19 protein-coding genes are annotated in these 20,186 nt (G+C 62.9%); 10 read left to right on the top strand and 9 right to left on the bottom strand.

The genetic code is table 11. The annotated features are described in order from the left end of the window. Nucleotides 1-49: 49 nt before the first annotated feature. The 7 genes from BTM36_RS16150 to thrC all read right to left on the bottom strand — a co-directional run bounded on the left by BTM36_RS16150 (nt 50) and on the right by thrC (nt 7,333). A complete protein-coding gene (locus BTM36_RS16150) occupies nt 50-1,378 on the bottom strand; it encodes an Nramp family divalent metal transporter (RefSeq protein ID WP_077237073.1) in 1,329 nt (442 codons plus the stop codon). A gap of 93 nt (nt 1,379-1,471) precedes the next feature. Beyond that, nucleotides 1,472-1,924 carry a molybdopterin synthase catalytic subunit MoaE gene (gene moaE, locus BTM36_RS16145; RefSeq protein WP_006462619.1) on the bottom strand — a complete coding sequence of 151 codons (453 nt, stop codon included), beginning with the start codon at nt 1,922-1,924 and terminating at the stop codon, nt 1,472-1,474. A 77-nt stretch (nt 1,925-2,001) separates the two neighbouring features. After that, entirely contained in the window at nt 2,002-3,372 is a 1,371-nt protein-coding gene (locus tag BTM36_RS16140; RefSeq protein WP_077237072.1) for a gluconate:H+ symporter, read from the bottom strand. 134 nt (nt 3,373-3,506) lie between these two features. Then, nucleotides 3,507-4,151, bottom strand: a complete 645-nt coding sequence (locus BTM36_RS16135; protein WP_077237071.1) for a bifunctional 2-polyprenyl-6-hydroxyphenol methylase/3-demethylubiquinol 3-O-methyltransferase UbiG — start codon at nt 4,149-4,151, stop codon at nt 3,507-3,509. Nucleotide 4,152: 1 nt separating this feature from the next. Next, a complete protein-coding gene (gene moaD / locus BTM36_RS16130; RefSeq protein ID WP_006462622.1) occupies nt 4,153-4,410 on the bottom strand; it encodes a molybdopterin converting factor subunit 1 in 258 nt (85 codons plus the stop codon). A gap of 21 nt (nt 4,411-4,431) precedes the next feature. Further along, on the bottom strand, nt 4,432-5,652 hold the full coding sequence (glp, locus tag BTM36_RS16125; RefSeq protein WP_254427023.1) for a gephyrin-like molybdotransferase Glp: 1,221 nt from the start codon (nt 5,650-5,652) through the stop codon (nt 4,432-4,434). Nucleotides 5,653-5,872: 220 nt separating this feature from the next. Continuing rightward, entirely contained in the window at nt 5,873-7,333 is a 1,461-nt protein-coding gene (gene thrC / locus BTM36_RS16120; protein WP_077237069.1) for a threonine synthase, read from the bottom strand. A gap of 314 nt (nt 7,334-7,647) precedes the next feature. Between thrC and BTM36_RS16115 the strand changes: the two genes are divergently transcribed. After that, complete coding sequence (locus BTM36_RS16115) at nt 7,648-8,085, top strand: surface-adhesin E family protein (RefSeq protein WP_077237068.1); 438 nt, start codon at nt 7,648-7,650, stop codon at nt 8,083-8,085. A 111-nt stretch (nt 8,086-8,196) separates the two neighbouring features. Here the strand turns inward: BTM36_RS16115 and BTM36_RS16110 are convergent, their stop codons facing one another. Together BTM36_RS16110 and BTM36_RS16105 are read right to left on the bottom strand one after the other, a co-directional pair. Further along, nucleotides 8,197-9,507 (bottom strand): homoserine dehydrogenase, encoded by a 1,311-nt coding sequence (locus tag BTM36_RS16110; RefSeq protein WP_006462626.1) that lies wholly within the window; start codon nt 9,505-9,507, stop codon nt 8,197-8,199. 72 nt (nt 9,508-9,579) lie between these two features. Next, on the bottom strand, nt 9,580-10,809 hold the full coding sequence (locus tag BTM36_RS16105) for a pyridoxal phosphate-dependent aminotransferase (RefSeq protein WP_006462627.1): 1,230 nt from the start codon (nt 10,807-10,809) through the stop codon (nt 9,580-9,582). A gap of 383 nt (nt 10,810-11,192) precedes the next feature. Between BTM36_RS16105 and BTM36_RS16100 the strand changes: the two genes are divergently transcribed. From BTM36_RS16100 to BTM36_RS16060, 9 genes are all read left to right on the top strand, one after another. Continuing rightward, a complete protein-coding gene (locus BTM36_RS16100; RefSeq protein WP_077237067.1) occupies nt 11,193-11,573 on the top strand; it encodes an Mth938-like domain-containing protein in 381 nt (126 codons plus the stop codon). 55 nt (nt 11,574-11,628) lie between these two features. Then, complete coding sequence (locus BTM36_RS16095; RefSeq protein ID WP_077237066.1) at nt 11,629-13,389, top strand: glycosyltransferase family 39 protein; 1,761 nt, start codon at nt 11,629-11,631, stop codon at nt 13,387-13,389. Then, nucleotides 13,386-13,757 (top strand): EamA family transporter, encoded by a 372-nt coding sequence (locus BTM36_RS16090; protein ID WP_006462630.1) that lies wholly within the window; start codon nt 13,386-13,388, stop codon nt 13,755-13,757. The genes BTM36_RS16095 and BTM36_RS16090 overlap by 4 nt, the downstream gene beginning before the upstream one ends. 83 nt (nt 13,758-13,840) lie before the next feature. Then, on the top strand, nt 13,841-14,971 hold the full coding sequence (locus tag BTM36_RS16085) for a DegT/DnrJ/EryC1/StrS aminotransferase family protein (RefSeq protein WP_077237065.1): 1,131 nt from the start codon (nt 13,841-13,843) through the stop codon (nt 14,969-14,971). A 180-nt stretch (nt 14,972-15,151) separates the two neighbouring features. Further along, complete coding sequence (locus BTM36_RS16080) at nt 15,152-16,108, top strand: glycosyltransferase (RefSeq protein ID WP_006462632.1); 957 nt, start codon at nt 15,152-15,154, stop codon at nt 16,106-16,108. Next, a complete protein-coding gene (locus BTM36_RS16075) occupies nt 16,105-17,022 on the top strand; it encodes a formyltransferase (RefSeq protein WP_077237064.1) in 918 nt (305 codons plus the stop codon). The genes BTM36_RS16080 and BTM36_RS16075 overlap by 4 nt, the downstream gene beginning before the upstream one ends. 29 nt (nt 17,023-17,051) lie before the next feature. Then, nucleotides 17,052-18,107 (top strand): bifunctional UDP-4-keto-pentose/UDP-xylose synthase, encoded by a 1,056-nt coding sequence (locus BTM36_RS16070; RefSeq protein ID WP_006462634.1) that lies wholly within the window; start codon nt 17,052-17,054, stop codon nt 18,105-18,107. Nucleotides 18,108-18,361: 254 nt separating this feature from the next. After that, nucleotides 18,362-19,303, top strand: coding sequence for a xylanase (locus BTM36_RS16065; RefSeq protein WP_077237063.1), 942 nt, complete (start codon nt 18,362-18,364; stop codon nt 19,301-19,303). Between the two features lie 70 nt (nt 19,304-19,373). Then, complete coding sequence (locus BTM36_RS16060) at nt 19,374-19,850, top strand: peroxiredoxin (protein WP_006462636.1); 477 nt, start codon at nt 19,374-19,376, stop codon at nt 19,848-19,850. Nucleotides 19,851-20,186 lie beyond the last annotated feature (336 nt).

Here is a 20,186-nt window from a genome sequence, read left to right as displayed (position 1 = left end):
CCATAAAATCCAAGACAAACATGATAGTTTGATGTGCAAAAAGCCGTATTCAGGTGGCAAACACCTGCCACACCAACCACACGTTGGCCGCCGAGATCGCCACGAACAGCAGCCACGCCGTGGCACTGACCCACCAGCGGTTGACCAGCTCGCCCATCAGGTCGGCTCGGCTGGTCAGGCGGATCAGCGGATACATGGCAAAGGGCAATTGCAGCGACAGCACCACCTGGCTGGCCACCAGCAGCTTGCCCACCGAATGCGGCCCCAGGGTAAGCACGCCGATCAGCGCCGGCACCAGCGCCAGGGCGCGGGTGATGACGCGGCGCTGCCAACAGGGAATCTTCAGCTTCAGGAAGCCTTCCATGATGACCTGGCCGGCGATGGTGCCGGTGAAGGTCGAGCTCTGGCCGGACGCGAACAGGCCCACGCCGAACAGGATGGCCGCCATGGCCGAGCCGGTGATGGGGTCCAGCAGATGGTAGGCCTCATCCAGCTCGGCGACCTGGGTATTGCCGCTCTTGTGGAAGGCGGTGGCGGCCAGGATCAGGATGGTGGCGTTGATGACCATGGCGATCAGCAGCGAAATCGTGGTATCGACCCGGGTGTAGCGCACCGCCTCCAGCAGGGAGGCCGGATCGCGCCGCACGCTGCGGGTCTGCACGATGGAAGAATGCAGGTAGAGATTGTGCGGCATCACGGTGGCGCCGATGATGCCGATGGCCAGATACAGCGGCTCGCGGCTGGAGATGGCCTGCAGCGAGGGAACGAAGCCTTGCATCACCTCATGCCAGTCGGCCTTGACGAAGGCCAGTTGTGCCAGCAGGCAGGCGGCGATCGTGATGACCAGTCCGAGGATGATGGCCTCCACCTGGCGGAAGCCCCTGCCCTTCAGTCCCAGCACGATCAGGGTATCGAGCGCGGTCAGCAGCACGCCCACCGGCAGCGATACGCCCAGCAGCAGGTTGAAGGCCAGTGCGCAGCCCAGCACTTCGGCCAGGTCGCAGGCGATGATGGAGAGTTCGGCCAGCACCCACATGCCTTTGCCCACGGCGGGCGGGTAATGTTCGCGTGAATGCACCGCCAGATCCTTGCCGGTGGCGATGCCCAGGCGTGCGCACAGGCATTGCAGCACGATGGCGGCCAGGCTGGAGAGCATCACCACGAATAGCAGCTGGTAGCCGAACTGCGAACCGGCCTGGATGGACGTGGCCCAGTTGCCCGGGTCCATGTAGCCGATCGACACCAGCAGGCCGGGGCCGACGTAGATGCGCAGCTTTTGCCAGACCGAGGCACCGGCCGGCACAGCGACCGAGCCCGCCACTTCGGACGGGCAGAATGGCGCGGTGGCCGTGGTCGGCAGACCGGGAATGCGCGGCATGCGTGGAATTTGAAACTTCAGTGGCAAGACGGTTTCCCCCTGTGATCGCCCTTGGCGGCCGGCGCCGGGATCAAGCTCCCGAGGCAGGACGCCTTATTGTTTCCACTTGCTCAGTGCCGTGTCGTCACTCTCGCGGGCATCGACCCAGCGGGCGCCGTCCGGCGTCTGTTCCTTCTTCCAGAACGGCGCCTGGGTCTTGAGGTAATCCATGATGAATTCGCAGGCCGCGAAGGCTTCGCCGCGATGGGGCGAGGTGACTGCCACCAGCACGATCTGCTCCAGCGGCTGCATGGGCCCGATGCGATGGATCACCAGCGCATCGAAGATGGGCCAACGCGCCTTGGCCTGTTCCACGATCTGCTCCAGGGCGCGCTCGGTCATGACCGGATAGTGTTCCAGCTCCATGGCCGAGACGGCCGCGCCCTCGTTGAGATCGCGCACCGTGCCCACGAAACTCACCACCGCCCCTACGCGGGGATTGGACAGGCGCAGTTGCGCCACTTCGGTGGAGAGATCGAAATCGGCGGTCTGGACGCGGACAGGCATGGCTGGACGGAAAGTGAAAGGCAGGGCTGCGATTCTACCAGCGCAGCCCTGCCCGCGAGCACACGTGGATCAGACGATCAGACGATCAGCCCCCACAGCAGCAGCGTCATGCCCAGGCCGATCACCGAGACCAGGGTCTGGATTACCGACCAGGTCGCCAGGGTCTGCTTGAGGTTCAGGCCAAAGTATTCCTTGACCATCCAGAAGCCGGCGTCATTGACGTGGCAGAAGAACACCGAGCCGGCACCGATGGCCAGGGCCATCAGCGAATTGTGGGTCGCCGACAGACCCGCCACCAGCGGCGCGACGATACCGGCGGTGGCGGTCGTGGCGACGGTGGCCGAACCGGTGGCCTGGCGCAGTGCCACGGCGATGATCCAGGCCAGGAGGATCAGCGGCATGTGGGTGCCGGTGGCGATCTTGGTGATGGTGTCGCTGATGCCGGCGGCCAGCAGGGTCTGCTTGAGGCCGCCGCCGGCGCCGATGGTCAGCAGCAGGCCGGCGATGGGCGGCAAGGCGCGGCGCAGCGTGGCACCCACCTCGAAGCGGCTGCTGCCCTGGCCCCAGCCCAGCACCACCACGGCGAAGAGCACCGTGACGGTCAGGGCGATGATGGGTTCGCCGAAGAAGTTGAGCATCTCGAACAGCTCGGTCTTGGGCGTGACCCAGATGCGCGCCACGGTACGGCCCAGCATCAACGCCACCGGCAGCAGGATGGTCACCAGCGAGGCGACGAAGCCCGGCTGCGACTGCCCTTCACGGGCACTGAAGAGCTTGCCGATCTGGTCCGGTTCGGCCAGGTTCAGGCGCGGTGCCAGGAAGTTGCCATACAGCGGGCCAGCAATGATGACTGCCGGGATGGCGACGATGAAGCCCAGCAGCATGGTAGTACCGAGATCGGCATGCAGGGCCGACACGGCAATCAAGGGACCGGGGTGCGGCGGCAAGAGCGCATGCAGCGTGGTCATGCCGGCCAGCGCGGGAATGGCCACGCGCATGATGGGCAACTGCGAACGGCGTGCCATGACGAAGATGATCGGCGCCATCATCACCAGCCCGACCTCGAAGAACAGCGGCAGGCCGACCACCAGGGCCACCAGGGCCATCATCCAGGGAATGATGCTGCCACGCGCATAGCGCAGCAGGGTATTGACGATGCGGTCGGCCGCGCCGGACTCGGCCATGAGCGCGCCCAGCATGGCGCCCAGGGCGATGATGATGCCGGCCTCGCCCAACAGGCTGCCGGCGCCCTTGCTGAAGGCCTTGGCGATGTCTTCCAGCGGCAGGCCGGCGCCGATACCGGCGATGAAGGTGCCGATGAGGATGGACAGGAAGGGTGCGATGGACAGGAAGCTGATCAGCACCACGATGGCGATCAATGCCGCCAGCGTGACCAGCAGCAACTGCGTGTCCTGGGCCGCCCAGGCGGCCAGTTGGGTCGAAATCAAGATGGTTCCTTCTTAGGTGTGGATGAATGCGCATCGATGGACGATGTCTTTTGTGCACCCCCTCCGCAAACCTGTTTGGCGCAGGCTTGGTCTCCTCCTAAAGAATCCGGATGTCGAATGTCCTGGTGGTTTGCTTAGCTCCGGTCTTCTGTTTTTTGCCAGACGCTGGCCAACCACGGCTGCTGCTCACGCGGCAAACCGTCAGGGCGGTAATAATGCCGCAATTCAACGAATCCTGCTGGCAGCAGGTAGCGACGCCAGCCCTCCAGGCTGTGCCAGACGCCATAGCGCGGACCGCTCCAGCCTTCCAGGTCTTCCCCGCGGGGATTGGAACTGAAGAGGATGCCGCCCGGCTTGAGGCTGGCGTGTAACCGGGAGAGCACGCTCGGCAGTGCAGCCGAAGGCACATGGAACAGCGAGGCATTGGCGAAGATGCCGTCGAAGCGTTGCGGCGGCAGGGCCAGCTGCAGGAAGTCCTGGTGCCAGACCTCGCAGCCACTGGCCGCACGCGCCATCTCGACGAACTCGGCCGTGCCGTCCAGCCCGACGGCGACATGGCCACGCCGGGTGAATTCGATCAGGTCGCGTCCCGGGCCACAGCCGAAGTCCAGAATCGTGAAGGGCCCTTGTCCGGCCTGGCCGGCTCTGGCGTGCAAGGCATCCAGCAAGGCCGCCATGTTCTGGCTGACATCATGATCCCAGGTGCCTTCGCGAAAGCTCTGAGCATTGCTGCTGTAGTGCGCAATCGTGCCGACCGAGGGATCCCGACGGGTGCCCATGTCAGCCACCGGTGACCGGCGGGAAGAAGGCCACTTCGCCGCCCTCGGCAATCTCGGTATCGGCCTCGGTCATGTCATGGTCATAGGCCATGCGCAGATTCTTTTCCGGCCCCAGCACCTCGGCCCAGATGCCGCCCCGCCCCATCAGGAAGGCGCGCACGTCGCCGACGGTCTTGACGCTGTCCGGCAGCTCGATGATTTCCTGCGAGGTCTGCAGGGCTTCGCGCACGCTGGCGAAGAAACGGAGTTCGATTTTCATGAAGGGAAATTCCTTGGTGGTTCAGTTGAGCAGATGATCGAAGGCCAGGAACTGCACCATGTCGCCGGCGGCGATGGTCTGTCCGGGCGGGTTGTCGATCAGGCCGTCGGCCCAGGCGGTCGAGGTCAGCACGGCCGAGCCCTGACTGGGGAAGAGATCCAGGCCGCCCTGGGCATTGCGACGCACGCGCAGGAATTCCTGGCGGCGGTCGGCGCGGGGCCAGTCGAAGTCAGCACGCATGCTCACTGGCTGCGGCAGCACGGCAGCGCGTGGCAGCCCCTGCAGACGCAGCAGGAAAGGTCGTACGAACAGCAGGAAGGTGACGAAGGAAGAGACAGGATTACCGGGCAAGCCCATGAAGAAAGCTTCACCCGCGCCCTCTTCTCCGCGCCGCACCTGACCGAAGGCCAGGGGCTTGCCGGGTTTCATGGCGATCTGCCACATGTTGATGCGCCCTTCCGCTTCCACGGCCGGCTTGACGTGGTCTTCCTCGCCCACGGAAACGCCACCGCTGGTGATGATGAGGTCATGCTCGCGGGCGGCTTCGCGCAGGGTCTGGCGGGTGGCGGCCAGGTTGTCGGGAACGATGCCGTAGTCGCTGACGGCGCAACCCAGTTTTTGCAGCAGGCCACGCAGGAGGAAGCGGTTGGAGTTGTAGATGGCACCGGGCTTGAGGGGCTCGCCGGGCATGGTCAGTTCGTCGCCGGTGAAGAACACCGCCACCCGTACCCGGCGCAGTACCTCCAGCTCGGCCTGGCCGACTGAAGCCGCCAGCCCCAGTTCCTGCGGGCGCAGACGGGTGCCGGCGTCGAGGATGGTGCTGCCCTGGCGGATGTCTTCGCCGATATAGCGCACCCATTCGCCGCTGGTCGGCACATGGCGGATCACGACGTGGTCACCGTCCACCTCGCAGGCTTCCTGCATGACGACGGCGTCTGCGCCCTCGGGCAGCATGGCGCCGGTGAAGATGCGGGCGGCCGTGCCGGCTTCCAGCGGCTGGCCGACGTGACCGGCGGGAATACGCTGCGACACTCGCAGGCGCGCCTGGCCGGAGGCGCAATCGGCGGCGCGCACGGCATAGCCGTCCATCTGTGAATTGTCCATGCCTGGCACGTTGATGTGGGCCTGCACGGGAGTGGCCAGCACGCGGTCGCAGGCGTCCAGGGTGGCGATGGTCTGGCTGCCGGTGACCGGCACGGCCGCATCGAGCAGGGTGTCGAGTGCCTGGGCGACGCTTTGCATGGGCGCGCGGGCGGGCTTGGCCGGGGAGTCTGGAATGGGAGCGGGCGTGGATTGCATGGCGGGCCTGAGGGATGGAATGCGGGAAGTGCGTTGTTTTCTGGTCAATTCCGGTCAACACAGCGACCCGACATTCTAATGCAATCACTGCCCCTATGCGGCCCATGAAAAACGCCGCCCGGGCCGATGGCGCGGACGGCGTGATCAGGCAGAACCGACGATGCTACAGGCCGGTGTGCTCGGCCACGAAGGCCTTCACACGGGCGGCATCGGCCGGCATGACCTCGAAGCGCTGCGCCAGCGCCTCGATGTTCTCGAAACCGGCCGGACGGTCGGCGTCGCGACCCAGGGCTTCGCGGATGGTCTCGTTGAACTTGGCCGGCAAGGCGGTCTCCAGCACGATCATGGTCACGCCCGGGGTGAGGTTTTCGCGCGCCACCTTGATGCCGTCGGCAGTGTGGGTATCGACCGTGATGCCGTAGGTCTTTTCGACAAAGCGGATGGTGTCCAGGCGGTCGGCGTGGGACGACTTGCCGGAGGCGAAACCGTACTTGATCACGCCGGCGAATTCATCGCCGTCGCTGCCGGGCTTGCCGGTCAGGTCGAAGCCGCCGGCGGTCTCGACCTTGTGGAACAGGGCCTTCACGCGGGCGCTGTCGCGCCCCAGCAGGTCATAGACGAAGCGCTCGAAGTTGGAGGCCTTGCTGATGTCCATGCTGGGGCTGCTGGTGTGATAGGTCTCGGCCGACTTGCGCACGCGGTACACGCCGGTGCGGAAGAACTCGTCGAGCACGTCGTTCTCGTTGGTGGCCACCACCAGCTTGTCGATGGGCAAGCCCATCATGCGGGCGATGTGGCCGGCGCAGATATTGCCGAAGTTGCCCGAGGGGACGGTGAAGGAGACCTTCTGTTCGTTGCTGGTGGTCGCGGCCAAGTAGCCACGGAAGTAGTACACCACCTGTGCCACCACGCGCGCCCAGTTGATCGAATTGACGGTGCCGATCTTCTTGGCGGCCTTGTATTCCAGATCATTGGAGATGGCCTTGACGATGTCCTGGCAGTCGTCGAAGACGCCTTCGACGGCCAGGTTGAAGATGTTGGGGTCTTGCAGGCTGAACATCTGTGCGGTCTGGAAGGCGCTCATCTTCTTGTGCGGGGACAGCATGAAGACGCGGATGCCCTTCTTGCCACGCATGGCGTATTCGGCGGCGCTGCCGGTGTCACCGGAGGTGGCGCCGACGATATTGAGTTCGGCCCCCTGCTTGGCCAGGGCATACTCGAACAGGTTACCCAGCAGTTGCATGGCCATGTCCTTGAAGGCCAGGGTAGGACCGTTGGACAGGCTTTGCAGTACCAGCTTGTTGCCGTCGCGCTCTTCCAGCGTGCGCAGCGGGGTGATCTGGGCGGCGTCCTCGCCGGCGCGGGTGTTGCGATAGACGTCGGCGGTATAGGTCTTGTGCGCCAGCGCCTTGAGATCGGCTTCGGGGATATCGGTGGCGAACTTGCGCAGCACCTCGAAGGCCAGGTCGGCGTAGGACAGCTTGCGCCACTGGTCGAGCTCGGCGCCGCTCACCTGCGGATACTGCGCCGGGAGGTACAGGCCACCGTCCGGGGCCAGGCCGCCCAGCAGGATTTCGGAGAAAGAAGGAGTTGCAGCGTGACCGCGAGTGGAGACGTATTGCATGTCGATAGGAAGCGCCGGCAGGCGGCTGGAGGGTGAATTGGCAGGAAAGCCTTGGATTATAAGGCCAGACGGGCTACGACAAAAGCGCAGCAAGGGGCCGGCCATGAAATCCTTGTGGCATCCGGGGCAAGGTGATCACGGGAAGGACTATTGCCCCGGAACATCACTGACCTGAAATAAAACGTTACCACCCTTGAAAGCCGGCCATGGCCGGGCTATGCTGCGCCACTTCGTGTGCAGCGCCGGATTGGCGGAATGTTTGCACGCTGGCGACGTCAAAGACCTATTCAAACTCAACAAGGATGGAAAACGGCATGAATCACAAGACCAAGACCCTGCTCGCAACGACCGGCCTGTTCGCGGCCCTCCTGGCGAGTCTGCCGGCCCACGCCGAGAACTGGCAATCGCTGGGCGGCACCGACCAGTCCGAACTGCTGGTCGATACCGACTCCATCGTCGAGTCCGGCGGCGTGCGCGAGGCCTGGTCGCTGTGGAACTTCAAGGAAGCGCGCCCCAACAATGGCGACAAGAGCTTTCCATCGCTGAAGTCCTACAAGGACCTGCACCAGTACAACTGCAAGGCCGGCACCATGAAGCTGGTGCGCGAGATCATCTTTGCCGAGAACGATGGCAAGGGCGACAAGCGCGACCATTCCGACGCACTCAAGGGCATGGACTTCGTCAAGCCCAAGCCGATGTCGGTGGGTGACGCCATGCTGCAGGCGGTGTGCAGCTTCGAACTGAAGAAGTAGGACGCAGCAGGACCGCCATTGCCCGGCACGGCGGTCCGCCCTGCCGGAATAAAAAAATCGGAGCCCGCGGGCTCCGATTTTCGTTGGCGGCCAGACTTGACCGGCGAGAGATCAGCTCAGCTCTTCCAGGCGGATCTTGGTGACCTTGCCCACGACGGTGGACAGGGCTTCGATCTTGGCGATGGCGGCCTCGATGTTCTTTTCCTGGGTCTGGTGGGTCAGCATGATGATGTCGGTCTGCTGTTCACCTTCGCCCGGCTCCTTCTGCAGCATGGCGTCAATGGAGATGGTCGAGTCGGCCAGGATGCGGGTGACATCGGCCAGCACGCCAGCCTGGTCGGCCACACGGATACGCAGGTAGTAGCTGGTCACCACTTCGCTCATGGGCAGCACCGGGGTATCGGCCATGGCATTGAGCTGGAAGGCCAGCGAAGGCACATGGTGTTCTGGATCGGCCGTGGCCAGCCGGGTGATGTCGACCAGGTCGGCGATCACGGCCGAGGCGGTCGGCTCGGAACCGGCACCCTTGCCGTAGTACAGGGCTTCGCCGACGGCGTCGCCCCGCACCACCACGGCGTTCATGGCCCCCTCGACATTGGCGATCAGGCGCGAGGCCGGGATCAGCGTCGGGTGCACGCGCAGTTCGATGCCCTTCTCGGTCTGGCGCGTGATGCCCAGCAGCTTGATGCGGTAGCCCAGCTTTTCGGCATAGGTGATGTCGCTGGCCTGCAGCTTGGTGATGCCTTCCACGTGGGCCTTGTCGAACTGCACCGGGATGCCGAAGGCGATCGAGGCCATGATGGTCAGCTTGTGGGCTGCGTCCACGCCTTCGATGTCGAAGGTCGGATCGGCCTCGGCATAGCCCAGGCGCTGCGCTTCCTTCAGGACCACGTCGAAGTCCAGCCCCTTGTCGCGCATCTCGGAGAGGATGAAGTTGGTGGTGCCGTTGATGATGCCGGCCACCCACTGGATGCGATTGGCGGTGAGGCCTTCACGCAGTGCCTTGATGATGGGGATGCCACCGGCCACGGCCGCCTCGAAGGCTACCATGACGCCCTTTTCCTGCGCGGCCTTGAAGATCTCGTTGCCATGGGTGGCGATCAGGGCCTTGTTGGCCGTGACCACGTGCTTGCCGTTGGCGATCGCCTTGAGCACCAGATCGCGGGCGGTGTCGTAGCCGCCGATCAGTTCGACGACGATATCGATCTCGGGATCGTTCACCACCAGGTTGCCGTCGTTGACGACCTTGACTTCGCCACGGGTCAGTTCGGTCGCGCGGGCAGTGTTGCGAGCGGCGACCATGGTAATTTCAATGCCCCGGCCTGCACGGCGCGCAATCTCTTCCTGGTTGCGCTTGAGAACATTGAAAGTACCGGAACCCACGGTGCCGATGCCGAGCAAACCTACTTTGATGGATTTCATATTGTCTTCGTGGTTGATGAAAAAGACCGCCTGGTCCGCATCAGCGGGCAGGACGGGTTACTGCAGAAACGGTCAGGCGGTGCCGTGGCGGCGACGATAGCCCTCCAGGAAATGGGCGATGCGGCCCATGGATTCGGTCAGGTCGTCGGTATTGGGCAGGAACACCACGCGGAAGTGGTCCGGCGTGGGACAGTTGAAGCCGGTGCCTTGCACGATCAACACCTTTTCCTCGGCCAGCAGTTCGTAGGCGAACTCCTGGTCATCCTTGATCGGGTAGATCTCCGGGTCCAGGCGCGGGAACATGTACAGCGCCGACTTGGGCTTCACGCAGGTCACGCCCGGGATGTCGGTCAGGAGCTTGTGCGCCAGGTCGCGCTGCTTGGTCAGGCGGCCGTTGGGGCCGACCAGGTCATTGATGCTCTGGTAGCCGCCCAGCGCGGTCTGGATCGCGAACTGGCCCGGCGCATTGGCGCACAGGCGCATCGAGGCCAGCATGTTGAGGCCTTCGATATAGTCGCGGGCGTGCTTCTTCTCGCCCGAGACCACCATCCAGCCGGCACGATAGCCGCAGGAACGATAGTTCTTGGACAGGCCATTGAAGGTGATGAACAGCACATCATCGGCCAGCGACGCCAGCGAGGTATGGGTGTTGCCGTCGTAGAGCACCTTGTCGTAGATCTCGTCGGCCAGGATGATCAGCTGGTGCTGACGTGCCAGTTCGATGATTTCCTTGAGCACCTCGACCGAATAGAGCGCGCCGGTCGGGTTGTTGGGGTTGATGACGACGATGGCCTTGGTGTTGGGGGTGATCTTCTTCTTGATGTCGGCGATATCGGGCTGCCAGCCTTGCTGCTCGTCGCAGACGTAATGCACGGGGGTGCCGCCGGACAGGCTCACGGCCGCGGTCCACAGCGGATAGTCGGGCGACGGCACCAGCACTTCGTCGCCGGTGTTGAGCAGCGCGTTCACGCTCATGACGATCAGCTCGGAGGCGCCATTGCCGAGGTAGATGTCATCGATGGTGACGCCTTCGATCTTCTTTTGCTGGGTGTAGTGCATGACCGACTTGCGCGGGGCGAACAGGCCCTTGGAGTCGGTATAGCCGGAGGCATTGCCCATGTTGCGGATCATGTCCTGCACGATCTCGTCGGGGGCATCGAAGCCGAAGGCGGCCAGGTTGCCGATGTTGAGCTTGATGATCTTGTGGCCCTCTTCCTCCATCTGACGCGCCTTTTCCAGCACGGGACCCCGAATGTCGTAACACACATCTGCCAGCTTCTTGGATTTCTGAATCGGTCGCACAGCTCTTCCTCTAATCGTTTCGCAGGGTTCGGCCAGCCTGGCCCCATCGGATCTCATCGGCGGACATGGCGGGACCGGAACCTTTGCCTCGCAGTCCTCTCCATTACCACGCTTGCCGTCATTTTCCTGCATGTTCCTGCCCGCTGCAGTGCAATGTAAAGCACCTGCAAAGAGGCCGGTGACGGCGCCCCAAGGGCCCGCCGGGAACCGGCCATTTTGCCCAAAGCTAAGCATTTTATCAATCAAATAGGCGTGCGCCGGGGTCGGAAACGGCTACAATGGCGCACTTTACGACCACGTTGCCGCGATGCATGTCGCCATGACATCCCGGCCCGGCCGTCTGCCCGGACCGGGCGCCTGCAACCCATCCTGCCCATCCTGCGATGAAGCTCCACACGACCGAGACCAAGCAATACCAGACCGTCACCGCCTACGATGAGGACGGTGTCGAGCTCAATGCCATCCGTTTCACCAACAGCTTGCTGGTGCTGCCCGAAACCGAGCCGGTGCCCTGGCCGGTGGACAGCTTCGAGGCGCTCACCCCGCAGCATTTCGACCAGATCGACGCCACCGCGCCCGACGTGGTCATCCTGGGTACCGGCGAGCGCCAGCGCTTCGTCCACCCCAAGCTAACCACCGTGCTCACGGCGCGCCGTATCGGTGTGGAATGCATGGACAACCAGGCCGCCTGCCGCACCTACAACATCCTCATGGCCGAGGGGCGCAAGGTGGCACTGGCGCTGATCATCGCGCCGCAGGCCTGAACCGGCACTTGCCGCGACAAGAAACCCAAGAACACGCAACAAGGAACCGCTGTCAATGCGCGAACTGTACAAATCCAAGGCGTTCGTCTGGACGCTGCTTATTCTCTTCCTGCTGGTCTGGTTCTGGATGCTGGGCGCTCGCGTCCTGGTGCCCACCGATGAAGGCCGCTATGCCGAGATGGCACGCGAAATGGTGGCCACGCAAGACTGGATCACCACCCGCCTGAACGGCATCAAGTATTTCGAAAAGCCGCCGCTGCAGACCTGGATGAATGCCATCACCTTCGAGCTGTTCGGCCTGGGTGAATGGCAGGCACGCCTGTGGACGGGCCTGTGCGGCCTGCTCGGCATCGGTCTGGCCGGCTACACCGGCAGCCGCGTCTTCAACGGCCGCGTGGGCTTCTATGCCGCGCTGGTGCTGGCATCGAGCTTCTTCTGGGCCGGCATGGGCCACATCAATACGCTGGACATGGGCCTGTCGGGCATGATGACCATCGCCCTGTGTGCGCTGCTGATGGCCCAGCGCGACGGTGCCTCCCGCGAGGGCCAGCGCAACTGGATGCTGCTGTGCTGGGCCGGCATGGCCCTGGCGGTGCTGTCCAAGGGGCTGATCGGCATCGTGCTGCCGGGCGCGGTGCTGGTGCTCTATACCTTCTTCGCCCGCGACTGGGCGATCTGGAAGCGCTTGCATCTGGTCAAGGGCCTGATCCTGTTCTTTGCCATCTGCACGCCCTGGTTCGTGGCGGTGTCGCTGCGCAACCCGGAATTCCCGCAGTTCTTCTTCATCCACGAGCACTTCCAGCGCTTCACCAGCAAGATCCATAGCCGCACCGGCCCGTGGTATTACTTCATCCCCATCCTGGTGCTGGGCATCATCCCGTGGCTGGGCGTGTTCTTCCAGAGTCTGTGGAAAGGCACCCGCGAACAACGCGATACGGCGGGCTACAACAGCCTCAACGGCGGTCGCTTCCAGCCCAAGCGGCTGTTGCTGGTGTGGGCGGTGTTCATCTTCGTGTTCTTCAGCATTTCGGACTCCAAGCTGCCTTCCTACGTGCTGCCGATCTTCCCGGCGCTGGCCCTGCTGATCGCCTGCTACCTGGAAGAAGCCGATTACAAGGCCCTGGCCTGGGCCGGTTCGCTGGTGGCCTTGCCCGCCGCGGTGGCGCTGGCCTTCATCCCGCGTGTGCCGTCAATGGCCAAGGATGCCTACTCGCTGCCGCTGGTGGAAGCCCACGTGCCCTACCTCTACGCCGCGGCGCTGATCTTCTTCGTCGGCGGCATTGCCGCCATTCGCCTGGCCCGCCAGCACAAGGACTGGGCCGTCACCTCGCTGGCGGCGACCGCCTTCGTGGCCGGACAGTTGCTGCTGCTGGGGCATGACCCGCAAGGCCGCTATTCGGCCGGCGTCGACTATGTCCCGGCGCTGCAGGCAGAGCTCAAGCCGGAAACCCCGATCTACCTGGTCGGCCGCTACGAACAGGCCCTGCCCTTCTACCTGCGTCGCACCATGACCCTGGTGCAGCACGCCGACGAAATGGAGTTTGGCCTGAAACAGGAACCGCAGCTGTGGCTGCCGACGGTGGACGCCTTCGTGGCCCAATGGGTGGCCGACAATGCGGCCGGCAAGAAGGACATCGCCATCATCGACCCGACCATCTACAAGCAACTGGTTGAACGCAAGCTGCCGATGCGCCTGATCGGCCAGGATCCGCGCCGCGTCATCGTGGCCAATGATCCGCCGCCTGCGTCCACTCCTGCCGCGCCTGCCGCCCATGGCTCTGCCCATGCCAACGGCGAGAAAAAGGCCGGCAAATGAACCTGGCGACATTTGGCTTCATTTTTGTCGGCATCTGCCTGAACGCAGTAGCGCAACTCCTGCTCAAGGCCGGTACCAATGCCGTGGGTGCGATCCACCTGACCGCGGACAACTGGTTTTCCACCGGTCTCAAGCTGGCCACCCAGCTGCCCATCATTGGCGGCCTGTCCTGCTATGTGATCTCGGTGGGCGTGTGGATCATCGGCCTGTCGCGGGTGGACGTAACCATCGCCTATCCGCTGCTGTCCCTGGGTTACATCATCAATGCCATCGGCGCGTGGTATTTCCTTGGCGAGGCCATTTCCATGCAGCGCCTGCTGGCCATCGGCGTGATCATTGTCGGCGTGGTCTTGCTGACCCGAAGCTGATTTACAATACCGGGTCGCCGCGCGGCGCCCGCCAGTGCCGCGCCGGCCCTCCCATCCTGAATATCGTCTGACCGGATTCCACCATGAGCCTGCCTTCGCTGCCATTCCTGCCTTTCGCCAAACCCACCATCGATGAAGCCACCATCGCCGCCGTCGGCGAAGTGCTGCGCTCGGGCTGGATCACCAGCGGCCCCAAGGTCCAGGCGTTCGAAAAGGCGCTGTCGGAATACCTGGGCGGGCGCATCGTGCGCACCTTCAATTCCGGCACCTGCACGATGGAAATCGCGCTGCGCATCGCCGGCATCGGCCCCGGTGACGAAGTCATCACCACTCCCATTTCCTGGGTGGCGACGGCCAACGTGATCCTGGAAACCGGTGCCACGCCGGTATTCGCCGACATCGATCCGATCACCCGCAATATCGACCTGGATCGCCTGGAAGCAGCCATCACCCCGCGCACCAAGGCGATCATCCCGGTCTATCTGTCCGGCCTGCCGGTGGACATGGACCGCCTGTATGCGATCGCCGCCAAGCACAAGCTGCGCGTGGTGGAAGACGCCGCCCAGGCACTGGGTTCGACCTGGAATGGCAAGCGCATCGGCTCGTTCGGCGACTTTGTCTCCTTCAGCCTGCAGGCCAACAAGAACATCACCAGCGCCGAAGGTGGCTTCCTGGTGCTCAACAATGCCGACGAAGCGCGCCTGGCCGAGAAATACCGCCTGCAGGGCGTCACCCGCAGCGGCTTCGACGGCCTGGAAGTGGACGTGCTGGGCGGCAAGTACAACCTGACCGATGTGAATGCCGCCATCGGCCTGGGCCAGTTTGCCCATATCGACGCAGTGACCGCCCACCGCAAGGAACTGGCACGCCATTACTTCGCCTGCTTCGGCAGCGACTTCGAAGCCAACTACGGCGCCCAGCTGCCGGTGGCCGACTTCGAGAACTCGAACTGGCACATGTTCCAGCTGGTGCTGCCGGAACGCATTACCCGTGCTGCCTTCATGGAAAAGATGATGGAAAAGCAGGTCGGCATCGGCTACCACTACCCGGCCATTCACCTGCTCAAGCTCTACCGTGAACGCGGCTTCAAGGAAGGCATGTTCCCGGTGGCCGAACGCGTCGGCCAGCGCATCGTTTCCCTGCCGATGTTCAATGTCATGCGTAAAGAGGACGTTGTGCGCGCGGTTGAAACGGTAAAATCGGTGCTTGGCTGATTTTTGCGGAATTGTTCGAAAATTTCGGCATAATTCGATTTATTTGCACTTTCGCAATTTGCAGCCAACGCAATTCGTCATCTTTGCAACACGCTGGCCTGAACGCCGCGACCGCTACTGTCGCAGCGCATCGGGCCTTTGATTTATTTCAGCACCTGTATTTCCAGCATTCGATATTTGATGAAACCAGAACTGTCCGTCGTCATCCCGGTTTACAACGAGGAATCCGGGCTCTCCAAACTGTTCGAGCGCCTCTACCCGGCGCTGGACGCGCTGGGCTACAGCTATGAAGTCATCTTCGTCAACGATGGCAGCCGCGACCGCTCGGCCGGCATCCTGGCCGAACAGTATCGGCTGCGCCCGGATGTCACGCGGGTGGTGCTCTTCAATGGCAACTACGGTCAGCACATGGCCATCATGGCAGGCTTCGAGGCGACCCGGGGCGAAGTCGTGGTGACGCTGGACGCCGACCTGCAGAATCCACCCGAGGAAATCGGCAACCTGGTCGCCAAGATGCGCGAGGGCTACGACTACGTGGGCTCGATCCGCCGCAAGCGCCAGGATTCGGCCTGGCGCACCTATGCCTCCAAGGCCATGAACCGCCTGCGCGAGAAGATCACCCGCATCAAGATGACCGACCAGGGCAACATGCTGCGCGCCTATGGCCGCAACGTCATCGACCTGGTCAACCGCTGCCGGGAGGTAAATACCTTCGTGCCGGCCCTGGCCTACACCTTTTCGCGCAATCCGACCGAGATCGTGGTGGAGCATGAAGAGCGCTCGGCCGGGGAGTCGAAATACTCCTTCTACAGCCTGATCCGCCTCAATTTCGACCTGGTGACCGGTTTTTCGCTGGTGCCGCTGCAGTTCTTCTCGCTGCTGGGTATCGGGCTGTCCTTCGCCTCGGCGGCGCTGTTCATCCTGATCGTACTGCGCCGCCTGCTGATCGGCGCGGAAGTGGGCGGCGTCTTCACGCTGTTCGCCATCACCTTCTTCCTGATGGGCGTGATCCTGTTCTCGATCGGCCTGCTGGGTGAATACATCGGCCGCATCTACATGCAGGTGCGCGCGCGCCCCCGCTATGTGGTGCAGGCCATCCTCGAGCAATCCTCTTCGGAAGACAAGCAAGCCCTATGAACGCCGTCGTATTCGCCTACCATGACGTGGGGGTGCGCTGCCTGAAAGTCTTGCTCGCCCGTGGCGTGCAGGTTCCGCTGGTGGTCACGCACGAAGACAATGCCGCCGAGAACATCTGGTTCGGCTCCGTGGCCGGGGTCTGCCGTGAGCACGGCATCACCTGCATCACTCCGACCGACCCGAAGTCGCCGCAATTGCTGGCCCAGGTGCAGGCGGCGCAGCCTGACTTTATCTTCAGTTTCTACTACCGCCACATGTTGCCTGTGGAAGTGCTGGCGACCGCCCGACGTGGCGCCTACAACATGCATGGCTCGCTGCTGCCCAAGTACCGCGGCCGCGTGCCGATCAACTGGGCGGTGCTGCACGGCGAGACCGAGACCGGCGCCACCCTGCATGAGATGACCGTCAAGCCCGACGCCGGCAGCATCGTGGCCCAGACGGCCGTGCCCATCCTGCCCGACGACACGGCGCACGAAGTCTTCGGCAAGGTCGTGGTGGCCGCCGAGATGACCCTGTGGACTGCCCTGCCGGCCATGCTGGCGGGTCGCACACCGCAGCTGCCCAACGATCTGTCCAAGGGCAGCTACTTCAGCGGCCGCAAGCCCGAGGATGGCCGCATCGACTGGCGCCGCACCGCCCGCGAAGTCCATAATCTGGTGCGAGCGGTGGCGCCGCCCTACCCCGGCGCCTTCGAGGAAATCGCGGGTGATAAAATTACGGTCACGAGAACCCGGCTGGTTCCGCCATCGGCCCACCCTGCCCTGCAACGGGCCCATGGCATGCAGGACAAGTTCTTCGAAGGCGGCAAGTTGTACGCCCGTTGTGGCGATGGCAACTTCCTCCAGATCCTGGGCATCCAGATCAATGATCAGGATGCTTCACTCAACAATTACCTGAAATACATGGCCTCCTGAAGTCCGGCCATTCACTAGCTCTCAACATTATGAAAAAAGTCCTCATTCTCGGCGTCAACGGCTTCATCGGCCACCACCTGTCCAAGCGCATCCTGGAAACCACGGACTGGCACGTCTATGGCATGGACATGATGACCGACCGTATCACCGACATTCTGGAAAACGAGGCCTACAAGTCGCGCATGCACTTCTTCGAGGGCGACATCACCATCAACCAGGAATGGGTGGAATACCACGTCAAGAAGTGTGACGTGATCCTGCCGCTGGTGGCCATCGCCACCCCGTCGACCTACGTCAACGCCCCGCTGCGCGTGTTCGAGCTGGACTTCGAAGCCAACCTGCCGATCGTGCGTTCGGCCGCCAAGTACAAGAAGCACCTGGTCTTCCCCTCGACCTCGGAAGTCTATGGCATGTGCCACGACGAGGAATTCGATCCGGAAGAATCCGAGCTGATCTGTGGCCCGATCAACAAGCCGCGCTGGATCTATTCCTGCGCCAAGCAGTTGATGGACCGCGTGATCTGGGGCTACGGCATGGAAGCCGGCCTGAACTTCACCCTGTTCCGCCCGTTCAACTGGATCGGCGCCGGCCTGGACTCGATCCATACCCCCAAGGAAGGCTCGTCCCGCGTGGTGACCCAGTTCTTTGGCCACATCGTGCGCGGCGAGAACATCTCCCTGGTCGACGGCGGCCTGCAGAAGCGCGCCTTCACCTATATCGATGACGGCATCGATGCGCTGATGAAGATCATCGCCAACGAAGGCGGCGTGGCCACGGGCAAGATCTACAACATCGGCAACCCGGTCAACAACTACTCCATCAAGGATCTGGCCGACATGATGTTGAAGCTGGCTGCGGAGTATCCGGAATACGCCGACACCGCCAAGCAGGTGCAACTGGTGGAGACCACCTCCGCTGCCTACTACGGCAAGGGTTACCAGGACGTGCAGAACCGCGTCCCCAAGATCACCAATACCTGCGAAGAACTGAACTGGGCGCCCAAGACCACCATGGCCGACACCCTGCGCAACATCTTCGACGCCTACCGCAGCCAGGTCGCCGAAGCCCGTGCCCTGATGGACTGATTTCCATCCCGCCACGGCCCGCAAAACCGCGCTTCTGGCGCGGTTTTGTTTTTTCCGGCGTGAAACCGTCACAGAGACCATCATCATGGGCCGATCTGCAGCCTGTTTGCCGCATTTTGCTGCATCGCTGCATATTGTTCTATCGGCCGCACAATGCTAGTCTCGCAACTTGTCGGCGGGCGTTGGCGTCTTCTTCCAGAGCCCGCCCCACACCATGGCGCAACACGGCCATTACCCATTCCCGGTTCAGCGAATTGCCCAAACTCACACTCAAGATCGACGCCGACACCTATCGCGGCACCCGCGTCGGCGTCCCCAACCTGATCGCGCAATTGCGCCGCCATGGCGCCGGCGCCACCTTCCTGTTCTCCCTCGGCCCCGACCACACCGGCTGGGCGCTCAAGCAGATTTTCCGTCCGGGCTTCTTCAGCAAGGTGTCGCGCACCTCGGTGGTAGAGCACTATGGCATCAAGACCCTGATGTACGGCACCCTGCTGCCGGCACCGGACATCGGCAAGACCTGCGCCGGATTCATGCGCCAGGCGCGTGATGCCGGCTTCGAATGCGGCATCCACACCTGGGACCACCGCGTCTGGCAGGACGATGTACGTACCGCAGATGCCCAGTGGACAGTCGAGACCATGCACCAGTCCCATGCCCGTTACCGCGAGATTTTCGGCGAGGCCCCGCGTACCCACGGCGCCGCCGGCTGGCAGATGAACGACCATGCCTTCGTGCAACTGGACCAGTTCGGCATGGCCTACTCCTCCGACGGTCGCTCGCAACTGCGCGAGGATGGCCGTCTGGCCGACCAGGACGCCGGCCCGCATCGGCTCTCGGCATTCGGCAAGCCGCTGTCCTGCGTGCAATTGCCGACCACCCTGCCCACGCTGGACGAAATCCTGGGCCGTGAGATCGGCGGCAAGATGATCGATGCCGGCAACGCCGCCGATTTCCTGCTGCAGTTGACCAGGGAACCGCGTGACCATGTCTTCACCTTGCACGCCGAACTTGAAGGGCAGAAACTCGCCCCCATTTTCGAACGATTGCTGGCAGGCTGGCGCGCCCAGGGATACGAACTGGTCTCCATGGGTGACTACTACGACAGTATCCGCAACGACGTCCTGCCCATCCTGCCGATCAGCTGGGGCGAATTGCCCGGGCGTTCGGGCGAGATGATCGTTCAGGCCATGTAATCCGGGCAACAGATCAAGCTTCCGGCCGGCATCACTTCCACCAACAAGACTTCACCTACGGGGCGCCATTTTGACAGACCGACCATCCATCCTGAACAAGACCGTGCCGGAGTTCTCGGCCGCCATGACCAGTGGCAAGACCTTCAACCTGGCCGATTACCGGGGCAAGAACCTGGTGCTGTATTTCTATCCCAAGGACAATACCCCGGGCTGTACCACCGAGGGCATGCAGTTCCGTGACCTGCACCCGCAATTCCTAGCCGCCAACACCGAAATCTTCGGTATCAGCCGCGACAGCCTGAAGTCGCATGAAAACTTCAAAGGCAAGCTGGGCATGCCTTTCGAGCTGATCTCCGATCCCGATGAAACCCTGTGCACCATGTTCGATGTCATGAAGATGAAAAACATGTATGGCAAGCAGGTTCGCGGCGTGGAGCGCAGCACGTTTGTGATTGACGGCGCAGGTAAAGTGGTGAAAGAATGGCGTGGAGTGAAGGTTCCTGCCCACGTGGATGAGGTACTGGCCTTCATCAACACCCTTGCCTGAACTGAACGATATTCGCTGCCGCGACTGTCGTGTTGCCCATAAGGCAGCTGGTTCCGGCAGCGAAGGATCCGTCTGGCAAGCGTTTCCGACGCGTTCGACAAAAATGCGGTCAAACGATACAAGCCATTGAATTCAAACAGAAAAACGTTTGCTGGAAGCCGTTTCAGGTTTAGGCCTCAGGCCTGCCGAAACGGCTTTTTTACTTTTCGATTTGCCGCCACCTCTAATCAAGCCCTCGCCCACCCGTTTGCCAGCTTGCCCGGCAAGGGTTTCATTAGACTTCTCGGCCCCGCAGCTTCACCCTGCTTCCCTTTGCTGTTCGCTGTTCTGCTTCAC

It is taken from the genome of Herbaspirillum sp. VT-16-41, assembly GCF_001994935.1.
GTDB lineage: Bacteria > Pseudomonadota > Gammaproteobacteria > Burkholderiales > Burkholderiaceae_D > Herbaspirillum > Herbaspirillum frisingense.
The sequence above is the reverse complement of the archived record's forward strand: the minus strand, read 5'-3'. Positions and strand labels throughout refer to the sequence as shown.